This is a genomic window from Archangium sp., from assembly GCF_036389735.1.
Lineage (GTDB): Bacteria > Myxococcota > Myxococcia > Myxococcales > Myxococcaceae > Archangium.
In genome coordinates this window covers 1-20,126 of record NZ_DASVWK010000843.1, presented here as the reverse complement: position 1 = coordinate 20,126, position 20,126 = coordinate 1, and the positions used below count along the sequence as shown (strand labels likewise).

Here is a 20,126-nt window from a genome sequence, read left to right as displayed (position 1 = left end):
CGCGCGCAGAGGGCCTCGTGCCTACGGACCGTTCTTCTTCTTGTTCAGGATGTCCTGGTGCAGCTCCCGCACCTTGGCGAGCAGCGCGGGATCCTCGGCGTCCCCCTTGCTCGACACCTTGGCCTCGAGCAGGTCATAGCGAACGCACAGGAAATTGAGGATCTCGCACCCGTAGGTCCTGTTGAGGGCCTTGAAGGCCCCCTTGGTGCGCGCCCACTCCTTCTGCAAGGTCGACTGGCCGCGCGACGTGCGCCTGCGCAGCGTCCCACGCTTGTTGGTGCTGGAGGATGCCGTGTTGCCGGATGGAGGCGTGGGCGGAGGGCTCAAGGCCTCCTCCGGAGGCGCGGCTGGCGCGGGAGCGTCCGGCGTGGAGCCCGTGTCCGCTTCAGGAAGCGCCTCCGCCATCACGGCGTTGGAAGCCTCGGCGAGCGTCTCCGCCGGAGCAACGGCGGTCGGCTCCGAATCCGCCTGGGCGGCCACGGAGGCAGTCGCCGTGTCCGGAGAAGCAGTCGCCGTGTCCGGAGAGGCAGGTGCCGTGTCCGGAGAGGCAGGCGCCGCGGCGGTGGGCGACGGCGGGGTGGCCCCCTGCGGAGCCCGGGGCGCCTTCGCGCCCGGAGGGAACAGCGGGCGCGCTGGCGGAGGCTTCACCTCCGGCTCCGGCTTCAGCGCGAAGAAGACGACGGCCCCCGTGCCTCCCCCCAGCAGCAACAGCCCGAGCACCAGGCCCGTCCACTTCAGCGGGCTCGTCGGCCGCTGGGGAGCGGACGTGCGGCGGGTGGTTCCGCTCGCGGTCGGGATGTCCACGACCTCGCCGGAAGCGTCATTCCGCGCCTCCTGCCCGCGCTCGGCGACAGGCGCCAGCTTCGGGGAAGAGGACGGCGAGCGCGTGGAAGGGCCGGACGTGCCCGTCACGGCCGGACGACGACTCGTCACGCGGGCGCCGCCGGGCCGGGACCTGCCGCTCTGCGATATTTCTTCCTTCTCTTCCTTCTCTTCCTGGCGGAGGAACGCCTCGCCGATGAGCGCGCGCGGCTGGGTGTCCTGGTGGTACACGCTCGACCGGGCCGCCCGAGGATTCGTGGGCTCCTGGGACGAGTGCGGCATCTGGATGCGCGGGTTCGTGTCGTCCAGGCTCACGTCCACCCCGACCTCGGCCTCGGCGTCGGTGGGTGACGCCAGTTCGACGTCCTCCTCAGGGGGTGAGGTGTGGAACGGAAGGGAGGCGTCATCCACCGAGGGCTCGAACGCCGGGAACCCGGGGAGCTCGTCCGAAACCTCCTGGGCGACCGCGTCCGTCCCGAAGGGCACCGGAGGAGCGGTCCTCGCGTCCTCGGACTCGGACGAGGATTCGATGGCGCCCAGATCCTCCTCCGCGCTGAGCGCCTCGGACCAGACCGGGGTGTCCTCGATGGGCACCTGGGCGAGGTCCACCGGGGGTACCTGCGTCGCCATGGGCGTGGAGGCCCGCAGCATGACGTCGGACACCGGCACCTCGCGCGTCGGCAGGCTGGAGCCGGACAGACCACCGGACGGCACGAGCGCGGGCCGCATCCCACTCGAGCGCGACTCCGCGGACACCACTGGCGGCGCGGAGGAAGCGGCTGGCCTCATCCCACTGGAGCGCGACTCCATGGGCACCACGGGCGCGGAGGGAGCGGCACGCGGCGTTCCGGGTGACGCCTGCTGCGGGACGGCGAGCTGCGTTGGCGCGGACGCGGGTCGCGACACCGGCCCCATCGGGGTCAGGGCAGGACCAGGAGACGTGACGGGAGCACCCTCGAGCCCCGACACCTCCACCGTGGGCGGGCCCATCGCCGCCGAGGAGGACGAGCGAGCGCGCACGGCCTCCTCGATGGCCTCCACGACGATGGCGGGCCGCGTGGGCGCGTCCATCACCGCGCCCTGGCGCGTCTCGCCGTCGTCCCAGACGGGTACGCCTTCGCGCGTGCGCGGCGTGGGTCGGAAGGACAGCGGCTCGACCGTGCCCTCCGGGCGGTTCGTCTTCGGCGGCGGAGTCGACGCGGGCCGGGGGGCCTCCCTCTCCAGCACGCCCATCACCACGGGCTCCGGCTCGGGCGCGCGCCCCGCCTCCTTCAGGGCCGCGAGCAGCCGCCGCTCGGCCTGGTACTCCGAGGCGAACAGCTCGTGCATGTACCGGCTGACGCTCTCCGGGCCCGAGGAGGGATCCATCACCAGCAAGCACGCGTTCAGTTTGCCGCGCAGCTCCTCCGCCGTCTGGAAGCGCTGCGCCGGCTCCACCGCCAGCGCCCGCATCACGAGCTGCGCCACGGCGGGCGGCACGGACGGCTCCACCTCGCCCAGCGGCCGGATGTTCGGCTGGGCCACCGCGGGCATCAGCTCGCCGGGAGGCAGCAGGTCGAAGGGGTTGCGGCCCGAGATGAGCTCGTACAGGCACAGGCCCACCGCGTACAGGTCGCTGCGGCGATCCACCGGCTGGTGTCTGGCCTGCTCCGGCGACATGTAGAGGAACTTGCCGAGGATGACGCTCGGGTTCGTCCTGGCCGCGCTCAGCCGGCTCTTGGCCAGGCCGAAGTCGATGACCTTCACCTCCCCCTCGTAGGAGATGAGGATGTTCTGCGGCGAGATGTCCCGGTGGACGAGGTTCAGCTCCCCCTCGTCATCGCCCTTCTTGCGGTGCGCGTAGGCGAGCGCGTCCAGCACCCGGCCCATCACGAACAGCACGAAGGTGAGGGGCAGCGGCATCTGCCTGTCTCGTGCGCGCGCGGCCACCTTGCGCAGGTCCTTGCCGTCCACGTGCTCGAGGGCCATGTAGGCCTCGCCCTCGGTGAGCCCCATGTCCAGCACCTGCGCGATGGAGCCGTGCGACAGCTTCACCAGCGTGCGCGCCTCTCCCACGAAGCGCTCGACGAACTCCGGATCCTCCGCCAGCTGCGGGAGGATCTTCTTGATGACACACAGCTTCTCGAAGCCCTGCGCACCCTCCAGTCGCGCCAGGAAGATCTCCCCCATGCCGCCGGTGGCCAGCTGGGACAGCAGCGTGTAGCGCCCGAATGGCACGGGCCGGAATGGCCGCAGTCGGGCGGGCGAGGACGACGGATTCATGCCGGAAACGGGACGATCATGCTCGGGAGGGGGGCAACCATGCTCGCATGGAGCCGGGTCCGAGCGCGAGCCCACCCCCCCATCCCACCTCTCCCTTCCTCATCGCACACCCCTGATCCGGGGCAGCACACCCGAGGAGCGCACTGCGTACGCCGGGTCGTGGAGAATACGAGGGACGATGTCAGAACACCGCGAATGGAGGCTGGGTGCCCATCAGGTCCGCTTCGAGCCACCGGACCTTGTCTGGGTGACGTTCCAGGGCCCCATCTCCCTCCAGGAGGTCATCTGGACGGTGAGCCTCAGCCGGGAGCTGGGAAGTCAACGGGCATTCGTCATGGTGGCCGACGTGACGGAGAACACCTCCCTGGATGCGGAGGGGCGGCGTTACGCGAGCGAGCACACCGACCCGGAGTGGTTCTCGTCCATCATCTATGTCGGGGCCCGCCTCATCCACAGGGCCGCGGCCAAGGGCATCCAGCTCGTGCACAACCTGCTCGGAAAGCGGCACTCGCCCGTGTATTTCGCCTCCACCCCGGCGGAGGCGCGCGACCTCATCGCCCGACTGAGGAGCGCCTGAACTTCAGCGCGTCCCGGCCTTGGTGAGCTGGGGGATGTCCTCGTCCACCACCTCGAAGGCGGCGACCTTGTCGCGAGGGGGGCGGATGAGGCGCTCGCCCAGGGGCATGACGTCGAAGCGGGCCCCGATGACGGCGAGCGTCTTGCCGGTGATGAGCACCTGACCGGGCATGGCGGTGCCGGCGAGCCACGAGGCCACGTGGACGCCCTCGCCCACGGCGGAGTACGAGGGGCGGGACTCGGGGCCCACCAGGCCGACGAACGCGCGGCCGGTGTTGATGCCGATGCGCAGCTCGCACCGCTCTTCCATGGGGCGGGTGGCCATGTAGCGCTCCCAGTCGGAGCGCAGGGCCAGCGCGGCACGCACGGCGCGCACCGCGTCGTCGTTCTTCGCGTAGGGGGCGCCGAAGAGGGCGCGCAGCGACTCGCCGACGAAGGCCTCCACGGTGCCCTCGTAGCTGAAGATGAGGCCGCCCATGTGCGAGTGGAAGCCGTTGAGCAGGAGGGTGGCACGCTCGGCGCCGATGCGGCCGCACAGTGGACCAAAGCCGACGAGCTCGGCGTGGAGCACGGTGAGATTGCGCTCCTCCATCTTGGTGGGCAGCTTGCCCCCCGCGCGCTGGAGCTCGGCCGCGCGGCGCTCGGCCATCTCCGGGGCGTGGAAGCGCTCCAGGTGGTGGCGCAACGCCTGCCCGGGCGAGGCGGCGGCGAACTTCTGCACGCCCGAGGCCACCAGGTGCGTCACGGCGGTACAGGCGTCGAGCATCACCTCCAGCTCGGTGTCGTTCTTCGCGGAGGTGTTGACGTAGAGGACACCGGCGAAGGGAGGCTCCAGCCCGATGGGGATGCAGAGCACCCGGTCCACGCCGTAGAGGATGACGCTCTCGCGGCTGGCGAAGCGGCGGTCGTCGCGCACGTCTCCCACCAGGAGCGCGCGACCCTGCCTCAGGGCCTCCTCGACGATGGCGTCGGAGACGGGCACCTCCCCCTTGGCGAGCTTGCCGCGGTGCCGCACGGCGGCGGGCACCAGCACGCCGGTGGGGTGGCGCAGCATCACCACGGCGGTGGTGGCGTCGATGCGGCTGAGCACCCGGTCCATGGTGGCCTCGAGGAAGGCCGTCAGGTGGGTGGCGGTGGCGAGCGACTCGGCGACGTGGAAGAGGAGGACGAGCGTCTCGTAGACGCCGCGGGGAGGCGTGGGCGGCGTGGGCTCGACGGGGGCCGCGCTGGTGGGCGGGCTGTCGAAGGGGCTGGAGAAGTTGTCGAGCGCCCGCAGCAGGTCCACGTTCTTCACGTTCTTGGCGAAGATGACGGCGGGCGCCACGTCCTCCCCATGGCCGAAGCGGCGCACGCCTCCGGCGCTCAAGTCCACCATCTCGGTGGCGGCGTTCTCCACCTGGTTGGGCTGACGCACCGAGAGGGTGTTCTCTCCCAGGGCGATGGTGTCGCCGGGCTGCAAATCCGTGGAGCCGGTGAGGGGCGAGCCGTTGACGCGACTGCCGTTGCGGCTGCCGAGGTCCTCGAGGCGCAGGGAGTCCCCGTTCACGACGAGGCGGGCGTGCCGCCTCGAGACGAGATCGCCTCCCAAGACGATGTCGTTCTCATCCGCACGGCCGAGGTGCGTGACGCCCTCTGGCAACTCGTAGGCGGTGTCGAAGTACCCCGGACCGTTGATGATGATCTGCCACATCGCGGGCGGGAGATTACACGACCCGGCCCCCTGTTCACGCATGGGTGTCCACATGCGCTCCGCGGGGCGGCCCATTGACACGGGGAGTCAAAAACGACCGGGTACCGGCATACCCATGGGCCGCGTCAAACCCGGGTCTTCACTTCCACTCGCAGAGCGGGGAGCCGTTCACCACCGCGACCGCGTCCAGGTCGAACCCCCCGGAGGTGAAGCCGTAGGAGTTGGTCCCCGTGTCCCGGATGCGGATGAAGCGCGCCCGGGCCACGCCGAGGGTGGCCAGGTCGAAGCCATCGCCGCCCGCCACGGAGGGATCCGTGGCGCTGATGCCGTTGTCCGGCGAGGAGTTCACGGGCTTCACGCCCGCGCAGCCCGGGAAGCCCCCTGCCCTGTGGGTGGCGTCGCAGGGGAACTCGTGCCACGACTCGCCGTCCTCGCTGACCGAGACCGTGCCCGTCTCCACGAAGCCCGCGAAGGGGTTCTCGAAGACGAGCAGGTCCACGCCGGGCCCGTCCACCACGCCGAGGTCCGTGAGTTCGAGGACGATCTCCCCCCGCTCGCCGAGCGAGAGCACGTCCAGCGAGCCCATGCCGGAGCCGTACCCGACGGGCGGCCCGAGCACGATGTCGGGGTAGCCGTCCTGGCCGAAACCGGCTTCCTGGCCGGGCTTGAAGGACACCACCTCGTCGGCGAACGGGTTGTTCTCGCTCGCGCACACCACCGGTGGCCGCGAGGGGCCCTCCTCGGAGGGACCCCCGCAGCCCGAGGCGAGCACGGACAGGACGAGCCAGGCGCTCCAGCGCACCACCATGTCGTGCGTCTTCATGGACTAGGGCTGGACCTGGAGGCGGACGAGCCGGCGGCCGTTCTTGTCCTTGACGCCCACGAGCAGATCCGCGCCGAGGGGGCTCATCGTCACCACGTTGGTGCACGTGTTGCTGGTGGTGAGCACGGACTCGAGCGTGCCCGCGGTGACGACCTTCGCGTCGGTCCCCCCCACCGTCAGCGCGATGCGCGAGACGTCGCGGGTGTTGGGAAAGTTCGTGCGGTGCAGCGCCACGCCCTCACCGAAGGCCGTGATCTCGGCGAGGTCGCCCGAGTAGATCTCCGGCGCGTTGCTGTCGGAGAGGGCCAGGGTCGTCCCGCCCGAGAGGGCCGGCGTATACAGTGCGGGAGCCATCGCGCGCAGGTGGTTGGTGAAGGCGCTGTCGCTGTACCCGAGCACGGCCACGCCGTTGGTCGCCACCGCCGTGTAGCCGCTGTAGAGACCCGACTCCGGGAAGGTCGCGAACCTCGAGCCCTGGAAGGGCGAGGTCTCCGTCTTCAAGGCGTAGACGGCATTGCCGCTCTCGTTCGAGCCCTCGATGCCCTGGCCGTTGATGAGGAAGCTCCCGGACAGGCCCGCGGCGGTGAAGTTGCCGGGCGCGGAGACATACTGGGAGTTGGCCGGGGTGCGCGTGTCGTAGACCAGGACCATGCCCGGAGTGTTCGTGAGGGGGCCCGGCTTCGTGTAGCCGGAGAGGACCCGGGTCCCATCGTTGGTCAGATAGCCGTTGGGGTACGTGGTGCCAGCACGATCCGGCTCGGCGATGGTGCTCTGGAGGGCCGCGGTGCCGAGGGCGACGTTCGGCCAGGTGCCGAGCTCGTAGAGGTCGGTGCCACGCAGGCCGTACAGCTTGAACTCGGGGCCGCTCTGGATGGCCGTCACGGACCCGATGCCCTCGGGAAGCGCGGCGGTCTCGGCGGCGGCGAAGCCCGTCTGGAGCTGGAGCGTGCCGAGCTTCGGATCATGCGGCAGGTCCGTGCACGCGACCCCCGCGTCCGTGCCGGCATCGGTGCCCGCGTCCATGCCCGCGTCCGTACCGGCATCCACCGGCACGGTGTCCTCGTCACAGCCGGTGACGAGCAACCCCAGCGACAGGGTACCCAGGACCACCACGAAGCGGCCGAAGCCCTTCGAACCCATCCGTGTGTTCTTCATCCGCGTCCTGCTCCTCGCCCCCTCGGGCGGAATGCCTTCGCGAGGGAGCGGGAGCGGGATGCGCACCGGGCACGACCTGACACAGGACGCACACGGCGACGCATCCGCTGCCTCCCCTCGGAGGCCTCGGTGTGTCCGTGCACAGGGCACGGGTCCTCGGCAGGTTTTCGGACTTACAGGCGCCGTGGCCTCGCACGGAGGCCACCTTCCTACTGACCGTCGCTTCCCAGCCCCCGGGGGGCCAGTGCTTTCTGACGGCGTTCGTTCCTGTTCACCGCTGCGGGGCAGTCCCGGACTCGCACCGGGTTCCCTCGAATCCCCACCCAGTGGGGAACCGAAGACGGGGCGCGGGATACGGCGGCGGGGCAGGTCTTGTCAAATGCTCTTGAGTACCGCGGGCGGGATTCGAACCCCAATCCCCTCCTGACAACGGGCCCTTGTTCCCTCTCCTACCGGGGAAGCATCAGGGCCATACCTCGAGGGGGGTGGCAGTGACCTTTCCCACGGGCCCCGGCAACATGGGCGGGTCCATGCGCCCCCCTCCGAGTCGTCTTGCGTCTGTCATTGCCCTGGTTGTCCTGACGGTGCTGCTGGCCGCCCCACGTCCGGCCCGGGCCTACCCCATGCTGCCGTGGCCGGCGTCCCCCTTCACCGAGGGGACCCTGTCCATCATTCCCTTCACCTTCGTCTCGGGTGACGGAAAGCTCATCAATTCCTACCTCTATGGTGCCCTGGGGCTGTCCGATCGGTGGGATCTCATCGCCGGGGCCTCGGGCAACTTCACGCTCAACCCCGGCTCGGCCAGCTTCGGGGTGGTAGACGTGACCCCCCGCTATCTGGTGACACCTCAGCTCGCCCTGTCGCCACGCATCATCTACACCCCAGGCCAGTCGCTGGTGCTCTCCCCGGAGGTGCACACCTTCTGGAACAAGGACAAGTTCACCCTCTGGGTCAACGCGGGCCTGCGCCCCTCCCTGGACCTGAACGGTGGCGGCATCACCTCCACCACCACCTACGCCTACTTCTCCACCGAGTATGCCTTCTCCCCCCAGTTCTGGGCCCTCTTCGAGGTGGACCCCTACCTCACCATCACCCACTCGCCGTCGGCCCCGGTCCAGCCCACGATGCAGTTGGTGGCCGGCGTGGGCTTCGCGCTGGATCCGCAACAGACACACCTCTTCGAGGTAGCGGCGATGGCGACCCTCTCCCCCGCCACCTCCTTCTCCTACGCCAGCTCCATCACCTATGGAGCCTGGTACGCCACTTCGTTCGAGCTCTGGAAGAAACAGCCCTAGGGAACCTGGTCCGCGTCAGGGCTGCCCGTTCATCCACGCCGCGAAGCCGCGGAGGCCCGGAATCTGGTAGCTCCAGAAACCCTCGATGGCCTCGCGAAGCGCACGCTCGCTCTCGTGCTCCGCGAGGATGGCGGCCAGCATGCGCCGGGTGTTCTCGAAGATGCGGGTGAGCACGAAGCGCGCGGGCGCGCTCACGCGCACGCCCGGGTGGGTGGCGCGGAGCTGCGCGAGCGTGGTGGAGACCAGTTGCTCGACGAAGCGCTCGCCGTAGTGCGCATAGGCCGTGCCCTCGGCGCGGTCGAGCAGCACCACCACGGCGAGCCGATTCTCCACCCAGAAGCGGAGCATCTCCTCGCCATGGTCCTCCACGCGCCGTGGCGCGTCGCTCAGCGCCACGTGCGCGAGCGCGCGCACGCGCCGCTCGAGCAGCGACTCGAAGCGCTCCGCCAGTGTGGGCGTCACGACCGCGTCGAACAGCTCCCCCTTGCTCGCGTAGTAGCGGTACAGGCTCGCGGTCCCGAGCCCGGCGCCTTCCGCGATGGCCGTCATCGTCGCGCCGACGTAGCCGTGCGCCGCGAATACCTGGAGCGCGGAGACGAGGATGCGCTCGCGGACGTCGTCTTTGAGGACCTGGGGCATCAGGCATCGAACAGCCGGGGGTACGAGTAGGGGGCCCACCGATGATGCCACGGCCGCGCGGCCTCGAGCTGGTAGGCGAGGCCGAGCAGCAGCGCCTCGGCCCCCGGGGCGGCGGCGAAGTGGCTGCCGATCGGAAGCCCCTCGTCCGTCCAGTGGAGGGGAACCGACATGGCCGGGCAGCCCGCGATGTTGTGGATGGGTGTGTACCCCACGGCATGCGCCGTGCGGCGCAACAGCTCCTCCCGAGGGAGGACGGGCGAGAGGTGCCCGAGCCGCCACGGCACGGTGGCGAGCGTGGGCGTGAGCACCACGTCGTAGGGGGCCACGGCCGCCAGGTAGCGCTCCGCGCAGGCCGCGAATCGCGCGCGCGCTCCGCCGAGCGCGTCGGGTCCGCGGCGCTGGAACTCCTCGGCGAGCGCCCAGGTGAACGGCTCGAGTTCGTGGCGCCCCACCGGCCGGCCGCGCAACTGCCCCATCATCTCGACCGCCCCGGCGACCGTGGCGCCCGCCACCAGGAAGAACGCATCCCCCAGCGCGGGGCCATCGAGTGCGGGCGGTGCCACCGGCTCCACGTCGTGTCCGAGCGACACGCAGAGCGCCACCGCCTCGTCGTAGGCGCGGCGCACCGCGGGCTCGGGCTCCTCCCCCATCGTCGTGAGGGTCCACGTCCCGATGCGCAGGCGCCGGGCGATCGGCTCCCGGACGTAGCCGACGGGAGGGAGGCCGGCGTCCCGCGCCTCGGTGAGGGACAGGAGCAGCGCGCTGTCACGCACCGAGCGGCTGACGCAGTGCTCGTTGACGAGCGCGCCGAAGTCCGAGGTGCCCAGGCTGGCCGGCACGCACCGCCCGCGGCTCGGCATGAGCCCGAACAGCCCGCATACCGAGGCGGGGATGCGCACGGACCCACCCCCGTCGTTCGCATGCGCGAGCGGCACCAGCCCGGCGGCCACGGCCGCGGCCGCACCTCCAGACGAGCCCGAGGCCGAGACCGAGAGGTCCCACGGGTTGTGGGTGACGCCGTCCAGGAGCGTCTCGGTGCTGCCGAGCAGGCCGAACTCGGAGGTGGCGCTCTTGCCCACGGTGACCAGCCCCGCCTCGTCCAGCCGCGCGCTGTACGGCGTGCCCTGCGGGGCGACGTTGGCCGCGAACAGCCGCGAGCCGATCGACCAGCGCAGGCCCGGGTAGGGCGTCACGTCCTTCACCAGGAACGGCACCCCCGAGAACGGGCCCGCCGCGGGCCTCACCGCGCGGGCACGCTCGAGGTCCAGCACGGGGATTGCGTTCAGCAGCGGATTCAGCGCCTCGATGCGCTCCGCGCACGCCTCGAGCAACTCGGCCGCGCTGAGTTCACCACGGGCCACCAGCTCCGCCTGCGCCACGCCGTCGAGACGGGCGAGACCACCCAGCCTTGCCATGGGACGACCTCCTGTTCATCGAACACGAAACGCGAACACGATGTTCCCGTTTCGTACGCGCGTCAAGACGACACGCCTGCCCAGGCCGTCCAAAGCACACGGGCGGGCGGGGAGCCCTCGCTCCCCGCCCGCCCGTGCGTTACCCACTTCTTACTGGCGGTTTACTGGCAGTCGCGCGCCTGGAAGCCAACGCCCGAGGGGGACTCGGTGGTGGAGCCCTCCCTCACCAGGCACTTGCTGGCCGGTACGGTCACGCGCGAGTCGTTGACCGTCATCGACAGCTCACCCGACACCACCTGCAAGCCGCCGGGGAAGCCCGTCGACGTGTTGGCCGGCACCCGGCGCACGCTCGGGGCGTCGCCGCCGCTCAGCCGCAGATTGAAGTTCGTCCTGAAGTCGATGGGCTGCTGCCCTTCCGTATACTCGTACGTCGGCCCCATGTCGGTGAACACGGAGAGATCGAACTCAGGCCGCACGCTCAGCACCGCCACGCCATCCGTCCCCTTCGCGACGTGCAGGTCGAAATGCCGGCCGGACAGCGCGTTGAGGTCCACGGTGGCGAGCTTGTGGTTGCCCAGGGCCAGATAGCTCTGCGCCTGGCCCAGGCCGAGGTGCGCGAGGGTGAGCGCCTCGGCGCCCTCCTGGGCCTCCATCGCGTACGACAGGCCGGACAGCGAGGCCACATACTGCTTGCCGGAGAACTCGGCCTTGGCGCCGCTGTACGGAATGCGAATCTCGGTGGTGGCCAGGTTCAGGGCGACGCGGGCCCAGTTCGCCCCATCCTTCTGCCACACCCTCGTCTCGGTCAGGGGCGAGACCTTCGCGGTGCTGAAGGCATACGCGCCCGTTGCCATGTCCCACTCGACGCTCAGCGCATCCAGGATGGCCGTCCGCAGCTCCACATCCTGCGGCCCCTTGCTCGTCAGGGCCAGCTCCACCCGGCCCACCATCACCCGAGGCAGCTCCGTCTCGGGGCTCAGGTGCTTCACCGTGCTCTTGACGCCGCCCAGGTCGACAATCATGCCGACCCGCACGTCCGAGAAGGAGAAGGAGAGGGGCTCGGCGCGGTCGGGGCCAAAGAGCAGCTCCAGGTCCAGGCCGTCCTTGCCCTTGTTGGTGGCGCGGATGCGCAGCTCGTACTTGTCCACCGAGGCCACGCACTCGGGGGTCGCCGGCGCCGAGCCATCCGAGCACAGGTCCTCGCCCGTGACGCGGAACGTGGTGGAGCTGCCCTTGGTCTCCTCCACGTTGGCCTCGATGAAGATGCGCTCGCGCAGGTACTTCTCCACCAGCGCGGCCTGCGCCTGCGAGGTGACCTCATCCGGAGTGCCCGGCATCGGCAGCGGGGTCTCCTGGGCCATGCGGGTGATGGACAGGGCCTGGAGGCCGCCCCCCACGTTCACGTTGGCGAAACCGCCGACGCTGGAAGCCACATCGGTCAGCGTCTTGAGGGCCGAGAGGTTGCTCAGCGTCCGCATGCTGGAGCCCATGTTTCGGACCAGCTCGCCGGAACGCTTGGCGGTCACCTCGGCCACCTCCTCCGGCTCGGGAGCCGGCGGCTGGCATCCCACGGCGCCCAGCGCGAGTGCCACGGTCCCAGTCACCCAGAATTTCATCTTCATTCAGTCGTCTCCTGCTGCGGGGGTCAGGCCGCGCATCCTGCAACAAGGGGCAGGCCAGGATCCAATCGCAACCGTTTCGTGCGTTTCACGCCCGAGCCGTGACCATCAGCCCGGCAATTTTCTAGCCCCGCGGGATCGGGCGGCCGATGGAGCCGCTTCGCGCTGGGTGCGATGTCATTTCCTCATTGGTTGTCATTGCCGAGCGCATGGTGGTGCACCGGAAGAGATGTCAGTCGGGGGCCGCTCCCGGGGCCCCAAGGCCGAAATCAACGTCACCCCGCCACCGCGGTAGGCGCGGGCAGCGGAGCCGGGATGCACACCGGGTGGGGCCCGCTGTCCGATTCGTGGACACCCCGTCCGGATTTCGGACGGTCCGATGTCGTTCGCGTAACCCTTTGAGCCAACGGACGATTCACCAGGAAAACGTCAGGACTCTTTACAAGAAGTCCCTGGATGGCTGGTACCTCCCTGATCCAGGGCTAATCGGGTATTACCAGCCAAGTCCCTGTTTTCCGGTGTGCCCATGTGTTGGCCCGAGGGTTGCTTTGGGAAGGGCAGCGTCAACCCCCTGTCCTGTAGTCCCCCGAAAAGGAAGCCCCCATGCGCAAGCTTTCCATGGCGTTGCTGGCCGGTGTTGCCCTCGTCGGCTGCGGTGTCGACCCGCAGAGCGAGAACCAGGAAATCGTCTCCAACCTGATCGAGGCTGGGTTTCCGGCCGCCGACATCCAGATCATCAACGATGACGTGTACGTGGGGAACGACGCCCAGGTGAGCCTCGCGGCGTCCCGCGAGATGCTCCAGCCCGGCAAGGAGAGCGCGGAGCAGTACCGGACGACCAATCTCGTCAGCAGCAGCGTGACGAAGATCTGCATCGTTCCCACCTCCCAGTTCAACAGCTACAGCCGCCTCAGCGCGGGGCTCGATCTGGCCATCGAGAATTACAATAGCCAGAACCTCTCCTTCGTCATGGTGCGGGGCTCGGCCGCCGACTGCAGCGCGACCATCAGCGCGAGGACCACGAGCGGCACCGGCGGCTCCGCTGGCTTCCCCACGGGCGGCAAGCCCTACGGAACCATCAATATCGGCGTCGGGCTGCAGAACTACAGCGATGACGTGAACGAGCACGTCATCACCCACGAGCTCGGTCACTGCATCGGGTTCCGCCACTCGGACTACTACGATCGCTCCATCAGCTGTGGCGGCTCCGCCAGCAACGAGGGAGCCTCCAACGTGGGTGCCATCCTCATCCCCGGGACGCCGACCGATGCCCGCGTGGGCGGGTCGATCATGAACTCCTGCTTCCGGTCGACCGAGTCCGGCGAGTGGAGCAGCTCCGACAAGACCGCGTTGAGCTACCTGTACTGAGAAATGGCGCGACAGCCCCCTGGTCCGTTCATGACTCCGTGGGGCTCGCTCCTCGCGGGCACCGTCATCCTGGGCGTTGTGGCCTGTGGAAACGCGGTGCCCGCGGATCCCCTCGTCTGCGGGGATCCGAAGATGCCGGAGTTGAGCCGCCTCTCGGAGGTGAGCAGCCTCTGGCAGTGCGGCCCGACCCTGGATTTCACCCCCATCAACCGCTACCAGGGCGAGTTCGCTGACATCCAGGACAGGGAAGACGCGGTCGTCCTGATCGACGGACGCTGCACCGGAACGCTGATTGAAGCGAGCGCGGGACCGGTGGTGATGACGGCGGGCCACTGTGTCGGGCTCGGGGACCGGGTGCTGCTGGTCTTCAACTTCGAGGACGAGTCCGACGGCGAACGGCTGGTGACCGAGGGCTCCGTCATCGAGCAAGCGTTTGAACCCGACTACGCGCTCATCGCGCTGGACAAGCTTCCCGCCGTCACGCCGGTCTTGCTGACGACCCAGGCCAGCGAGCGGTTGGCGATCATCCAGCATCCCCGGGGCCGGCTCAAGGTCATCGCCGAAGGCAGGTACCTGGACTCATGTAACCAGCTTGTCTACTACGCGGACCTGGACACCCTGGTAGGCAGCTCCGGCGCTGGCGTGCTCAACCGTCAAGGCCATCTGCTGGGCATCCACACCGACGGCGATTGCGACGAAACCGGCCGGGGAGCCAACAGGGGCTGGACCGCGGAAGTGATTGTCGAAGCGTCTCCGTACCTGCGGAGCGCCGACATCGCCGAACGCTGAGGACGGTTCATCGAGAAAAGACGCGGCGCGAAACCCCTTCCTGACAACGCCCTCGCACGGCCGTTCCGCATCGACTGACAAAGGTTGCCCACACGCGACCTGGGAACGAGAGCCAGGTTCCTCCCCAGAGTCCCCCTCCGGCTCCGTTCTCGCGCTGCCTGCCCACCCCGTGGAAGCGGGTTGCCCTCCTGTGGCCTGATTCCCCCCCAGGAGTGTCTCCCCTGGAATCGGCACCCCGGCTGCAAGAGCCAGCCCCCAAGGGCGTTCCTGTGTCAGCGGGACGCCTCTGTCTCAACGGATGGGGGATTGAACGTGGGAAGGATGAGGGGCTGGGCGAGGTGGGGACTGTGCGTGGCGGCGGTGGGGCTGCTCACGCGCTGTGGTGTCGTGATGGAACTGGAGGAGACGGCGAGTGACCTCTCGACGGTGAGTCAAGGCCTCGAGGAGACACGGGCCTTCGCCCCTGTTGCCGATGCGCGGGTGGAGAAGGACTACCCGACCCAGAACTTCGGGGGCTCCAGCACACTGAAGGTGGATGGCTCACCCGAGTACGCGACCTTCCTGCGCTTCGAGCTGAGCGGGCTCACCGGTACCGTACGCCGCGCGAAACTGCGCCTGTACGCGACGGATTCGACCGCCACGGGCCCCGCCGTCTACACGACGGGCTCCACCTGGCAGGAGGGCACCCTCACCTTCCAGACGAAGCCCGCGACGCAGACGCTGCTGTCCCAAGTCACCTCGGTGACCTCCAACACCTGGGTGGAGTGGGACGTGACCGCCGCCGTCCAGGGCAATGGCACGGTGAACCTCGCGGTGAGCGCCACGGGCACGGATGGCACCGTGTTCTACTCGCGGGAGTCGTCCAGCACCTCGCTGCGGCCCCAACTCGTCGTGACGATGGAGACGGGCAGCACGCCTCCCCCGCCTCCTCCGAGCGGGAACGGCTGGACCTTCCATGGCACGGCGCAGGGGGGTCCCCGGTACGTCTTCGGCGTGAGCGCCGACGCGGGGGGAAACCTCTGGGTGGCCGGCGGTGAAGAGGGGCTGTTCGTCCTGCCCAAGGGCCAGACGCGGTTCCGCCGCTTCACCATGGCGGACGGCCTGCGGCCCTACGGCTACATGCTCGACGGGAGTGCCCCGGCCGGTGAGAAGTACCTGAAGGTCATCTCCGTCGCCGGAGGCCCCCCGGGCGTCGCCTTCGTCGGGTACGAGGGCAAGAAGCCCGCCGCGGGCATGCCCACGTGCGAGGACGAATGGGACCAGGCTCCCGCGACCGGCCGCACTCCGGATGCGAGCATCTACAAGAGCGGTGACGCGGACCGGGTGACGCTGACGGCCACGGGCATCCAGGTGGTGCATTACGACCTCTCCACCGGCCCCAACAAGGTCGCCGCCGAGCCGCGCGGGCGAGAGAAGCTCTGCAACATCCTGCGCATCGCCTACGACCCTCGGACGAAGAGCGTCTGGTTCGGCGCCAACCACGGCTTCGCCTTGGGCAACGCGGACTTCGCCGGGTATAGCTGCGCCCCCGGGACCTGGGACTACAGCTGCGCCGGAGTGAAGGAGCACGTGCACCCGGCCATCAACGCGTGGAACTCGGACCATACGCGCACGGTGCTGCTCACCGACGCGTATCACGGCGTCTCGGTCGCCTCGAATGGAGACGTGTGGTTTGGCGGTGCCAACCGCTCCACCCGCTTCCGCTACGGCACCAACGGCTACAACTATTGGGCGGCCCAGACGCAGAGCGAGGACAGTGCCTACGCGTGGAACCGCTACGACATCTGGCCGGATGCCGTGGGCGAACCCAACATTCCCACCAAGGCGCAGCGCGTGGACGACCATGTGTCGGGCATGGCGGTGATGAGCGATCAAAGCGTGTGGGTGGGCAGCTGGACCCGGGGCCTGGCGCTGCTCGACCCGAGCGGGACCCGCCTGCGCACGCTGTCCACCGAGCTCGTCGATGGAAAGGGCTACGTGTCGGCCGTCGCGGGGGACCCGCTCGACAACAGCGTGTGGGCGGGCGCCAGTTGGGGCGGAGGCTTGAGCCGCGTGCAAGGCACCACGGTGCTGAAGTACGGCAGCGGCGTCCTTCCCAGTGAGCTGGTCTGGATGCGCATCTCGGACATCCAGGTCGACCGCTCGAGCAACCCGCGGCGCATCCTCGTGGCCTTCCAGGGCACCGACACCACGCCCGGGGCCATCGGCGTGTTCTCGGGCCCCTGAGGCCACCCGCGCCACGGGTTCACTCCCGCGTGAGAAGTACCGGCCCCCGCCTCCACTCCGCTCGGATGCGGTGCGGAGGCAGGGGCCATGCTTCACCTACGGGGACGGTCTACGACCGGCGGCGCCTCAGACCGAGCGCCACCACCAGCAACGGCAGCAGACCCCCGAACGAACCACCTGCCGTGGAGCAGCTGTTGCCCTGCTCGCTGGGCTGCACCTGGAACGTGGCCACCTCCGACCACGGGCCCTGCGCGCCCCGGCTGTCCATCGCCCGGGCCCGCCACGTGTACTCGCCCGCCGCGAGCGCCTCCGTCACCTGGAAGCGCGTGCCGTTCTCGCCCGAGGGCACCGCGCTCGCGCTCGCGCTCGCCACCAGCGCTCCATCGAGCCCGCCAGCGTGCACCTCGAACTCGTAGGTGAGCAGGTCTCCGTCTGGATCCTTCGCGTTGAGCACGACCAGGACCGGCTTCTCGTCGTAGAGCAGCGAGCCCGTGGAGGGGCCCACCGCCACCGGAGCGCCAGGCGTGCCGTTGACAGGGTTGTAGGAGACGTTGATGGTGAAGCCCACCGTCACCTCCGCGCCGTCATCATCGCTGACCTGCACGGTCACCGTGTGAGGCTTGCCGCCCTCGGCCGCGTGCAGCGAGCCAGGCACCCATTGGACGAGCCCCGTGCCGCTCACGGTCATGCCCGAGGGGGCGCTCGTGAGCTTCCAGGAGAGCGGATCCCTCCCGCCCGCCGGATCCGTGGCTCGGAGCTGGAGCTGGAAAGGCTCGCCCGCGGTGGCCGCGTGCGTGGGGGCCACCGCCACCAGCTTGGGCGGCGCGTTCTTCACCACGATGGAGAAGGTGTGCGGCGTGCGGCTGTCCTCATCCTCCACCCAGACAGTGGCCCGCCAAGTGTCACCCTCCAGGGGGTTGTCCAGGTAGCGGTACACCGCGCGAGGATCCGAGCTCACGTGGTCCACCTCGCCGTCCCCGTCGAAGTCCCAGGAGTAGAAGCGCACCGGATCCATCGACGCGGTGGGAGAGCCGCTCATGGCCGTGATGCGGAACTCCGCCGTCCGGGGCTCGTCACCGGAGAGCGGGGTGGCCACGGCCCCGAGGATCTCCGGGCTCGGATCCAGCACGTTCAGGTTCACCGTCCGCACCTCGGAGACGCTGCCGTCGCCATCCACGATACGCGCGGCGATGACGCGCCCCCCGTCCTCCTCGAAGACCTGGCTCATCACCACGTCCCCACCCACCGCGTAGCTCTTCTCGCGATCCACGTCGAAGGTGGTCCCGTCGTAGTCCAGGTCGAACTGGACGCTCCACGGCGAGGCCTTGTCCCCCGGATCGGTGAAGGAGGTGATCAGCGAGTAGTCGCCGCCCTCCAGCACGCTGGCGGGCGCCAAGAGCGCGCTCAGCACCGGGCGCACGTCCGAGATGGTGAGGGAGGTGGTCTGGATGCTCGAGGCGCCGTTGTCCTTGTCCACCACGCGCATGGCCACCGTGAAGGTGCCGTCGCGGTGGAAGACCTGGTCCAGGGTGATGGGGCCCTGGGCATTGACGCTCTGCACCCTGTCGGGGTTGAAACCGCTCCCGTCGTAGTCGAAGTCCCACTCCACCTTCCACGGGCTGTCGGAGACGCCCACGTCGGTGAACGAGGCCCCCAGGCGCACGGACTGTCCCTCGCCCGTGCTGGACGGGGTGGCGGAGAGCACCTCGGCCACGGGGACCACGTTGTCCACGTTCACCACCAGGGTGCGCACCGCGGAGGTGCCACCGTCCCTGTCCTTCACGCGCAGGGCGACGACATAGCGCCCGCTCTGCGGATAGGTGCGGCTGGCGGTGAGGGTGCCCTCGGCCGTCAACGTCTGCGTGGAGTCCACGGTGAAGGTGGTGCCCACGTAATCGAAGTCGAACTCGGCGGTCCAGTCCGCGTCCGCCGCGCCATCCGCGTCCGAGAAGCCGGCGGTGAAGCCCAGCGTGCCGCCCTCGGACACCGTGACGGGCAACACGTCGAGCGTGTCCACCACCGGAGGCGCGTTCGTCTGGAACAGCAGGGACTGTCTGTTGGTCAGGCTCTTGGTGTTGTAGCCATACAGGGTGGCGTCCGTGGAGATGACCTGAACGCCCACCGTGGCCGAGCCGCCCCGGTCATACGTGCCCGTTCCATCCTGGAAGTCCACGTCCAGGTAGTTGAAGCGCACCTCCGCGCTGTCCTCCTTGAACACCACCTGGAAGGTGGCGGTGGGATAGGGAAGGTCCGTGCGCCGGCCAAAGTTGCCGATCTCGCGCCACTCGATGACCCACTCGCGGTTGGGCGCCGTGCCCAGCACCTCGTGGTACACGTTGCCGGGGGGCGAGGCGGTGGTGTGGAGGTTGTCCCAGAAGGGCGCCACCAGCGTGCCCCAGCTGGCGGTGGGCAGCCGGGAGTTGGTGCTACTGAAGCGCGAGTCGGTGAAGCTCAGGTAGCCCTCCGCGGACACCCACGCCTGGGAGAAGCCCAGGTGGTTGCCGTAGCGCACGGGGAAGGGCGTGGGCACCGACACCACCGTGCCGTCCGCCACGTTGAGGGAGGTGCCCGTGATGGTGCGCCACTCGAAGGGGACCACCCGCGCCGGACGGTACACGTCCATCGCGGTGACGGTGACCGTCTCGCTGCTGGGGAACGTGAGGGTGTAGGTGCCAGCGCCAGGCGGCCGCCACTGGGCGGAGTAGAGACCATCTCCCGCGGCCAGGTCCATGTCCCGCCCGTCATCCGCCAGGGGCACCGGGCCGCCGCTGGGGGACACGCTCAGCGCCAGCGGGCCCGCCGGGTTGGCGCAGTTGATGTGGACCGCGGAGAGTTCCACCACGCCCCCGCGCAGGATCTGCAACGAATCCGAGAGGGGCGAGAGCCGGCTGGTGAGCACCCGGTTGTCGCAGGTGAGCGAGCCCTTGCCGCCAACGTCCGCGGCGCGGATGCGTCGGCCGGAGATCGTCTTGCCCGACAGGGCGGCCGACTCCACGCCGCCCGCCATCACCAGGTTCTTCAGCGCGCGCCAGTCCCGGCGGGGCTCCTGGGCCTTGAGCAGGCCCACCAGGCCCGCCACGTGCGGGGTGGCCATGGAGGTGCCGCTGAGCAGGGCGTAGTTCTGCTCCAACACGGAGCTGAGCACGTCCACGCCCGGCGCGCCCACGTGCACCCGTCGGCGGCCGTAGCTGGAGAAGCTGGCCAGTGCGTCCTTCCGGTCGATGGCCGCCACGGCGATGATGTTGGGCAGCGGGTAGTTGGAGGGGTAGTTGTTGGTGATGTCGTTGTTGGCGTTGTTGTTGCCCGCCGCGGCGATGAAGAGCATGCCCGCCTGCAGGTGCCGGGCGATGGAATCCTGGAGCGCCTGGGAGAAGGTGCCGCCGCCCCACGAGTTGTTGGAGGCGACGATGTTGACCGGGTGGGCCGTGCGCGTGCGCAGGCCGTACA

The 20,126-nt window shown here is 69.4% G+C and carries 13 protein-coding genes and 1 riboswitch; of the genes, 5 read left to right on the top strand and 8 right to left on the bottom strand.

The window, feature by feature from the left end; translation table 11 throughout:
• Positions 1–21: 21 nt before the first annotated feature.
• Positions 22–2,991 carry a protein kinase domain-containing protein gene (locus VF794_RS30165; RefSeq protein WP_414640984.1) on the bottom strand — a complete coding sequence of 990 codons (2,970 nt, stop codon included), beginning with the start codon at positions 2,989–2,991 and terminating at the stop codon, positions 22–24.
• Between the two features lie 271 nt (positions 2,992–3,262).
• Here VF794_RS30165 and VF794_RS30160 point away from each other — a divergent pair, with 271 nt between their 5' ends.
• A complete protein-coding gene (locus tag VF794_RS30160; RefSeq protein ID WP_331116377.1) occupies positions 3,263–3,661 on the top strand; it encodes a hypothetical protein in 399 nt (132 codons plus the stop codon).
• 3 nt (positions 3,662–3,664) lie between these two features.
• Here the strand turns inward: VF794_RS30160 and VF794_RS30155 are convergent, their stop codons facing one another.
• From VF794_RS30155 to VF794_RS30145, 3 genes are all read right to left on the bottom strand, one after another.
• A complete protein-coding gene (locus tag VF794_RS30155) occupies positions 3,665–5,350 on the bottom strand; it encodes an FHA domain-containing protein (protein WP_331116395.1) in 1,686 nt (561 codons plus the stop codon).
• A 139-nt stretch (positions 5,351–5,489) separates the two neighbouring features.
• Positions 5,490–6,173, bottom strand: coding sequence for a cell surface protein (locus VF794_RS30150; RefSeq protein ID WP_331116376.1), 684 nt, complete (start codon positions 6,171–6,173; stop codon positions 5,490–5,492).
• 3 nt (positions 6,174–6,176) lie between these two features.
• Positions 6,177–7,328, bottom strand: a complete 1,152-nt coding sequence (locus VF794_RS30145) for a hypothetical protein (protein WP_331116374.1) — start codon at positions 7,326–7,328, stop codon at positions 6,177–6,179.
• A 141-nt stretch (positions 7,329–7,469) separates the two neighbouring features.
• Positions 7,470–7,682: riboswitch (cobalamin riboswitch) on the bottom strand.
• A 230-nt stretch (positions 7,683–7,912) separates the two neighbouring features.
• On the opposite strand from VF794_RS30145, the gene VF794_RS30140 reads away from it, so the two are divergent.
• A complete protein-coding gene (locus tag VF794_RS30140) occupies positions 7,913–8,623 on the top strand; it encodes a hypothetical protein (RefSeq protein ID WP_331116372.1) in 711 nt (236 codons plus the stop codon).
• A 15-nt stretch (positions 8,624–8,638) separates the two neighbouring features.
• Here VF794_RS30140 and VF794_RS30135 read toward each other — a convergent pair whose 3' ends face one another.
• The 3 genes from VF794_RS30135 to VF794_RS30125 form a co-directional block, all read right to left on the bottom strand.
• Positions 8,639–9,262, bottom strand: coding sequence for a helix-turn-helix domain-containing protein (locus VF794_RS30135; protein WP_331116370.1), 624 nt, complete (start codon positions 9,260–9,262; stop codon positions 8,639–8,641).
• The gene (locus tag VF794_RS30130) at positions 9,262–10,677 is read right to left on the bottom strand and encodes an amidase (protein WP_331116368.1); all 1,416 of its coding nucleotides are present in this window, start codon (positions 10,675–10,677) and stop codon (positions 9,262–9,264) included. The genes VF794_RS30135 and VF794_RS30130 overlap by 1 nt, the downstream gene beginning before the upstream one ends.
• Before the next feature lie 161 nt (positions 10,678–10,838).
• On the bottom strand, positions 10,839–12,299 hold the full coding sequence (locus tag VF794_RS30125) for a hypothetical protein (RefSeq protein WP_331116366.1): 1,461 nt from the start codon (positions 12,297–12,299) through the stop codon (positions 10,839–10,841).
• Positions 12,300–12,899: 600 nt separating this feature from the next.
• Between VF794_RS30125 and VF794_RS30120 the strand changes: the two genes are divergently transcribed.
• The 3 genes from VF794_RS30120 to VF794_RS30110 all read left to right on the top strand — a co-directional run bounded on the left by VF794_RS30120 (position 12,900) and on the right by VF794_RS30110 (position 16,679).
• Positions 12,900–13,664 (top strand): zinc-dependent metalloprotease, encoded by a 765-nt coding sequence (locus tag VF794_RS30120; protein WP_331116364.1) that lies wholly within the window; start codon positions 12,900–12,902, stop codon positions 13,662–13,664.
• Between the two features lie 3 nt (positions 13,665–13,667).
• Positions 13,668–14,453: a serine protease gene (locus tag VF794_RS30115; RefSeq protein WP_331116363.1), complete on the top strand. Its 786-nt coding sequence runs from the start codon at positions 13,668–13,670 to the stop codon at positions 14,451–14,453.
• Positions 14,454–14,774: 321 nt separating this feature from the next.
• Positions 14,775–16,679 (top strand): DUF7594 domain-containing protein, encoded by a 1,905-nt coding sequence (locus VF794_RS30110; RefSeq protein ID WP_331116361.1) that lies wholly within the window; start codon positions 14,775–14,777, stop codon positions 16,677–16,679.
• A gap of 109 nt (positions 16,680–16,788) precedes the next feature.
• Here VF794_RS30110 and VF794_RS30105 read toward each other — a convergent pair.
• Positions 16,789–20,126: S8 family serine peptidase (locus VF794_RS30105; RefSeq protein WP_331116359.1), on the bottom strand; the 3,338-nt coding region annotated here is incomplete at its 5' end.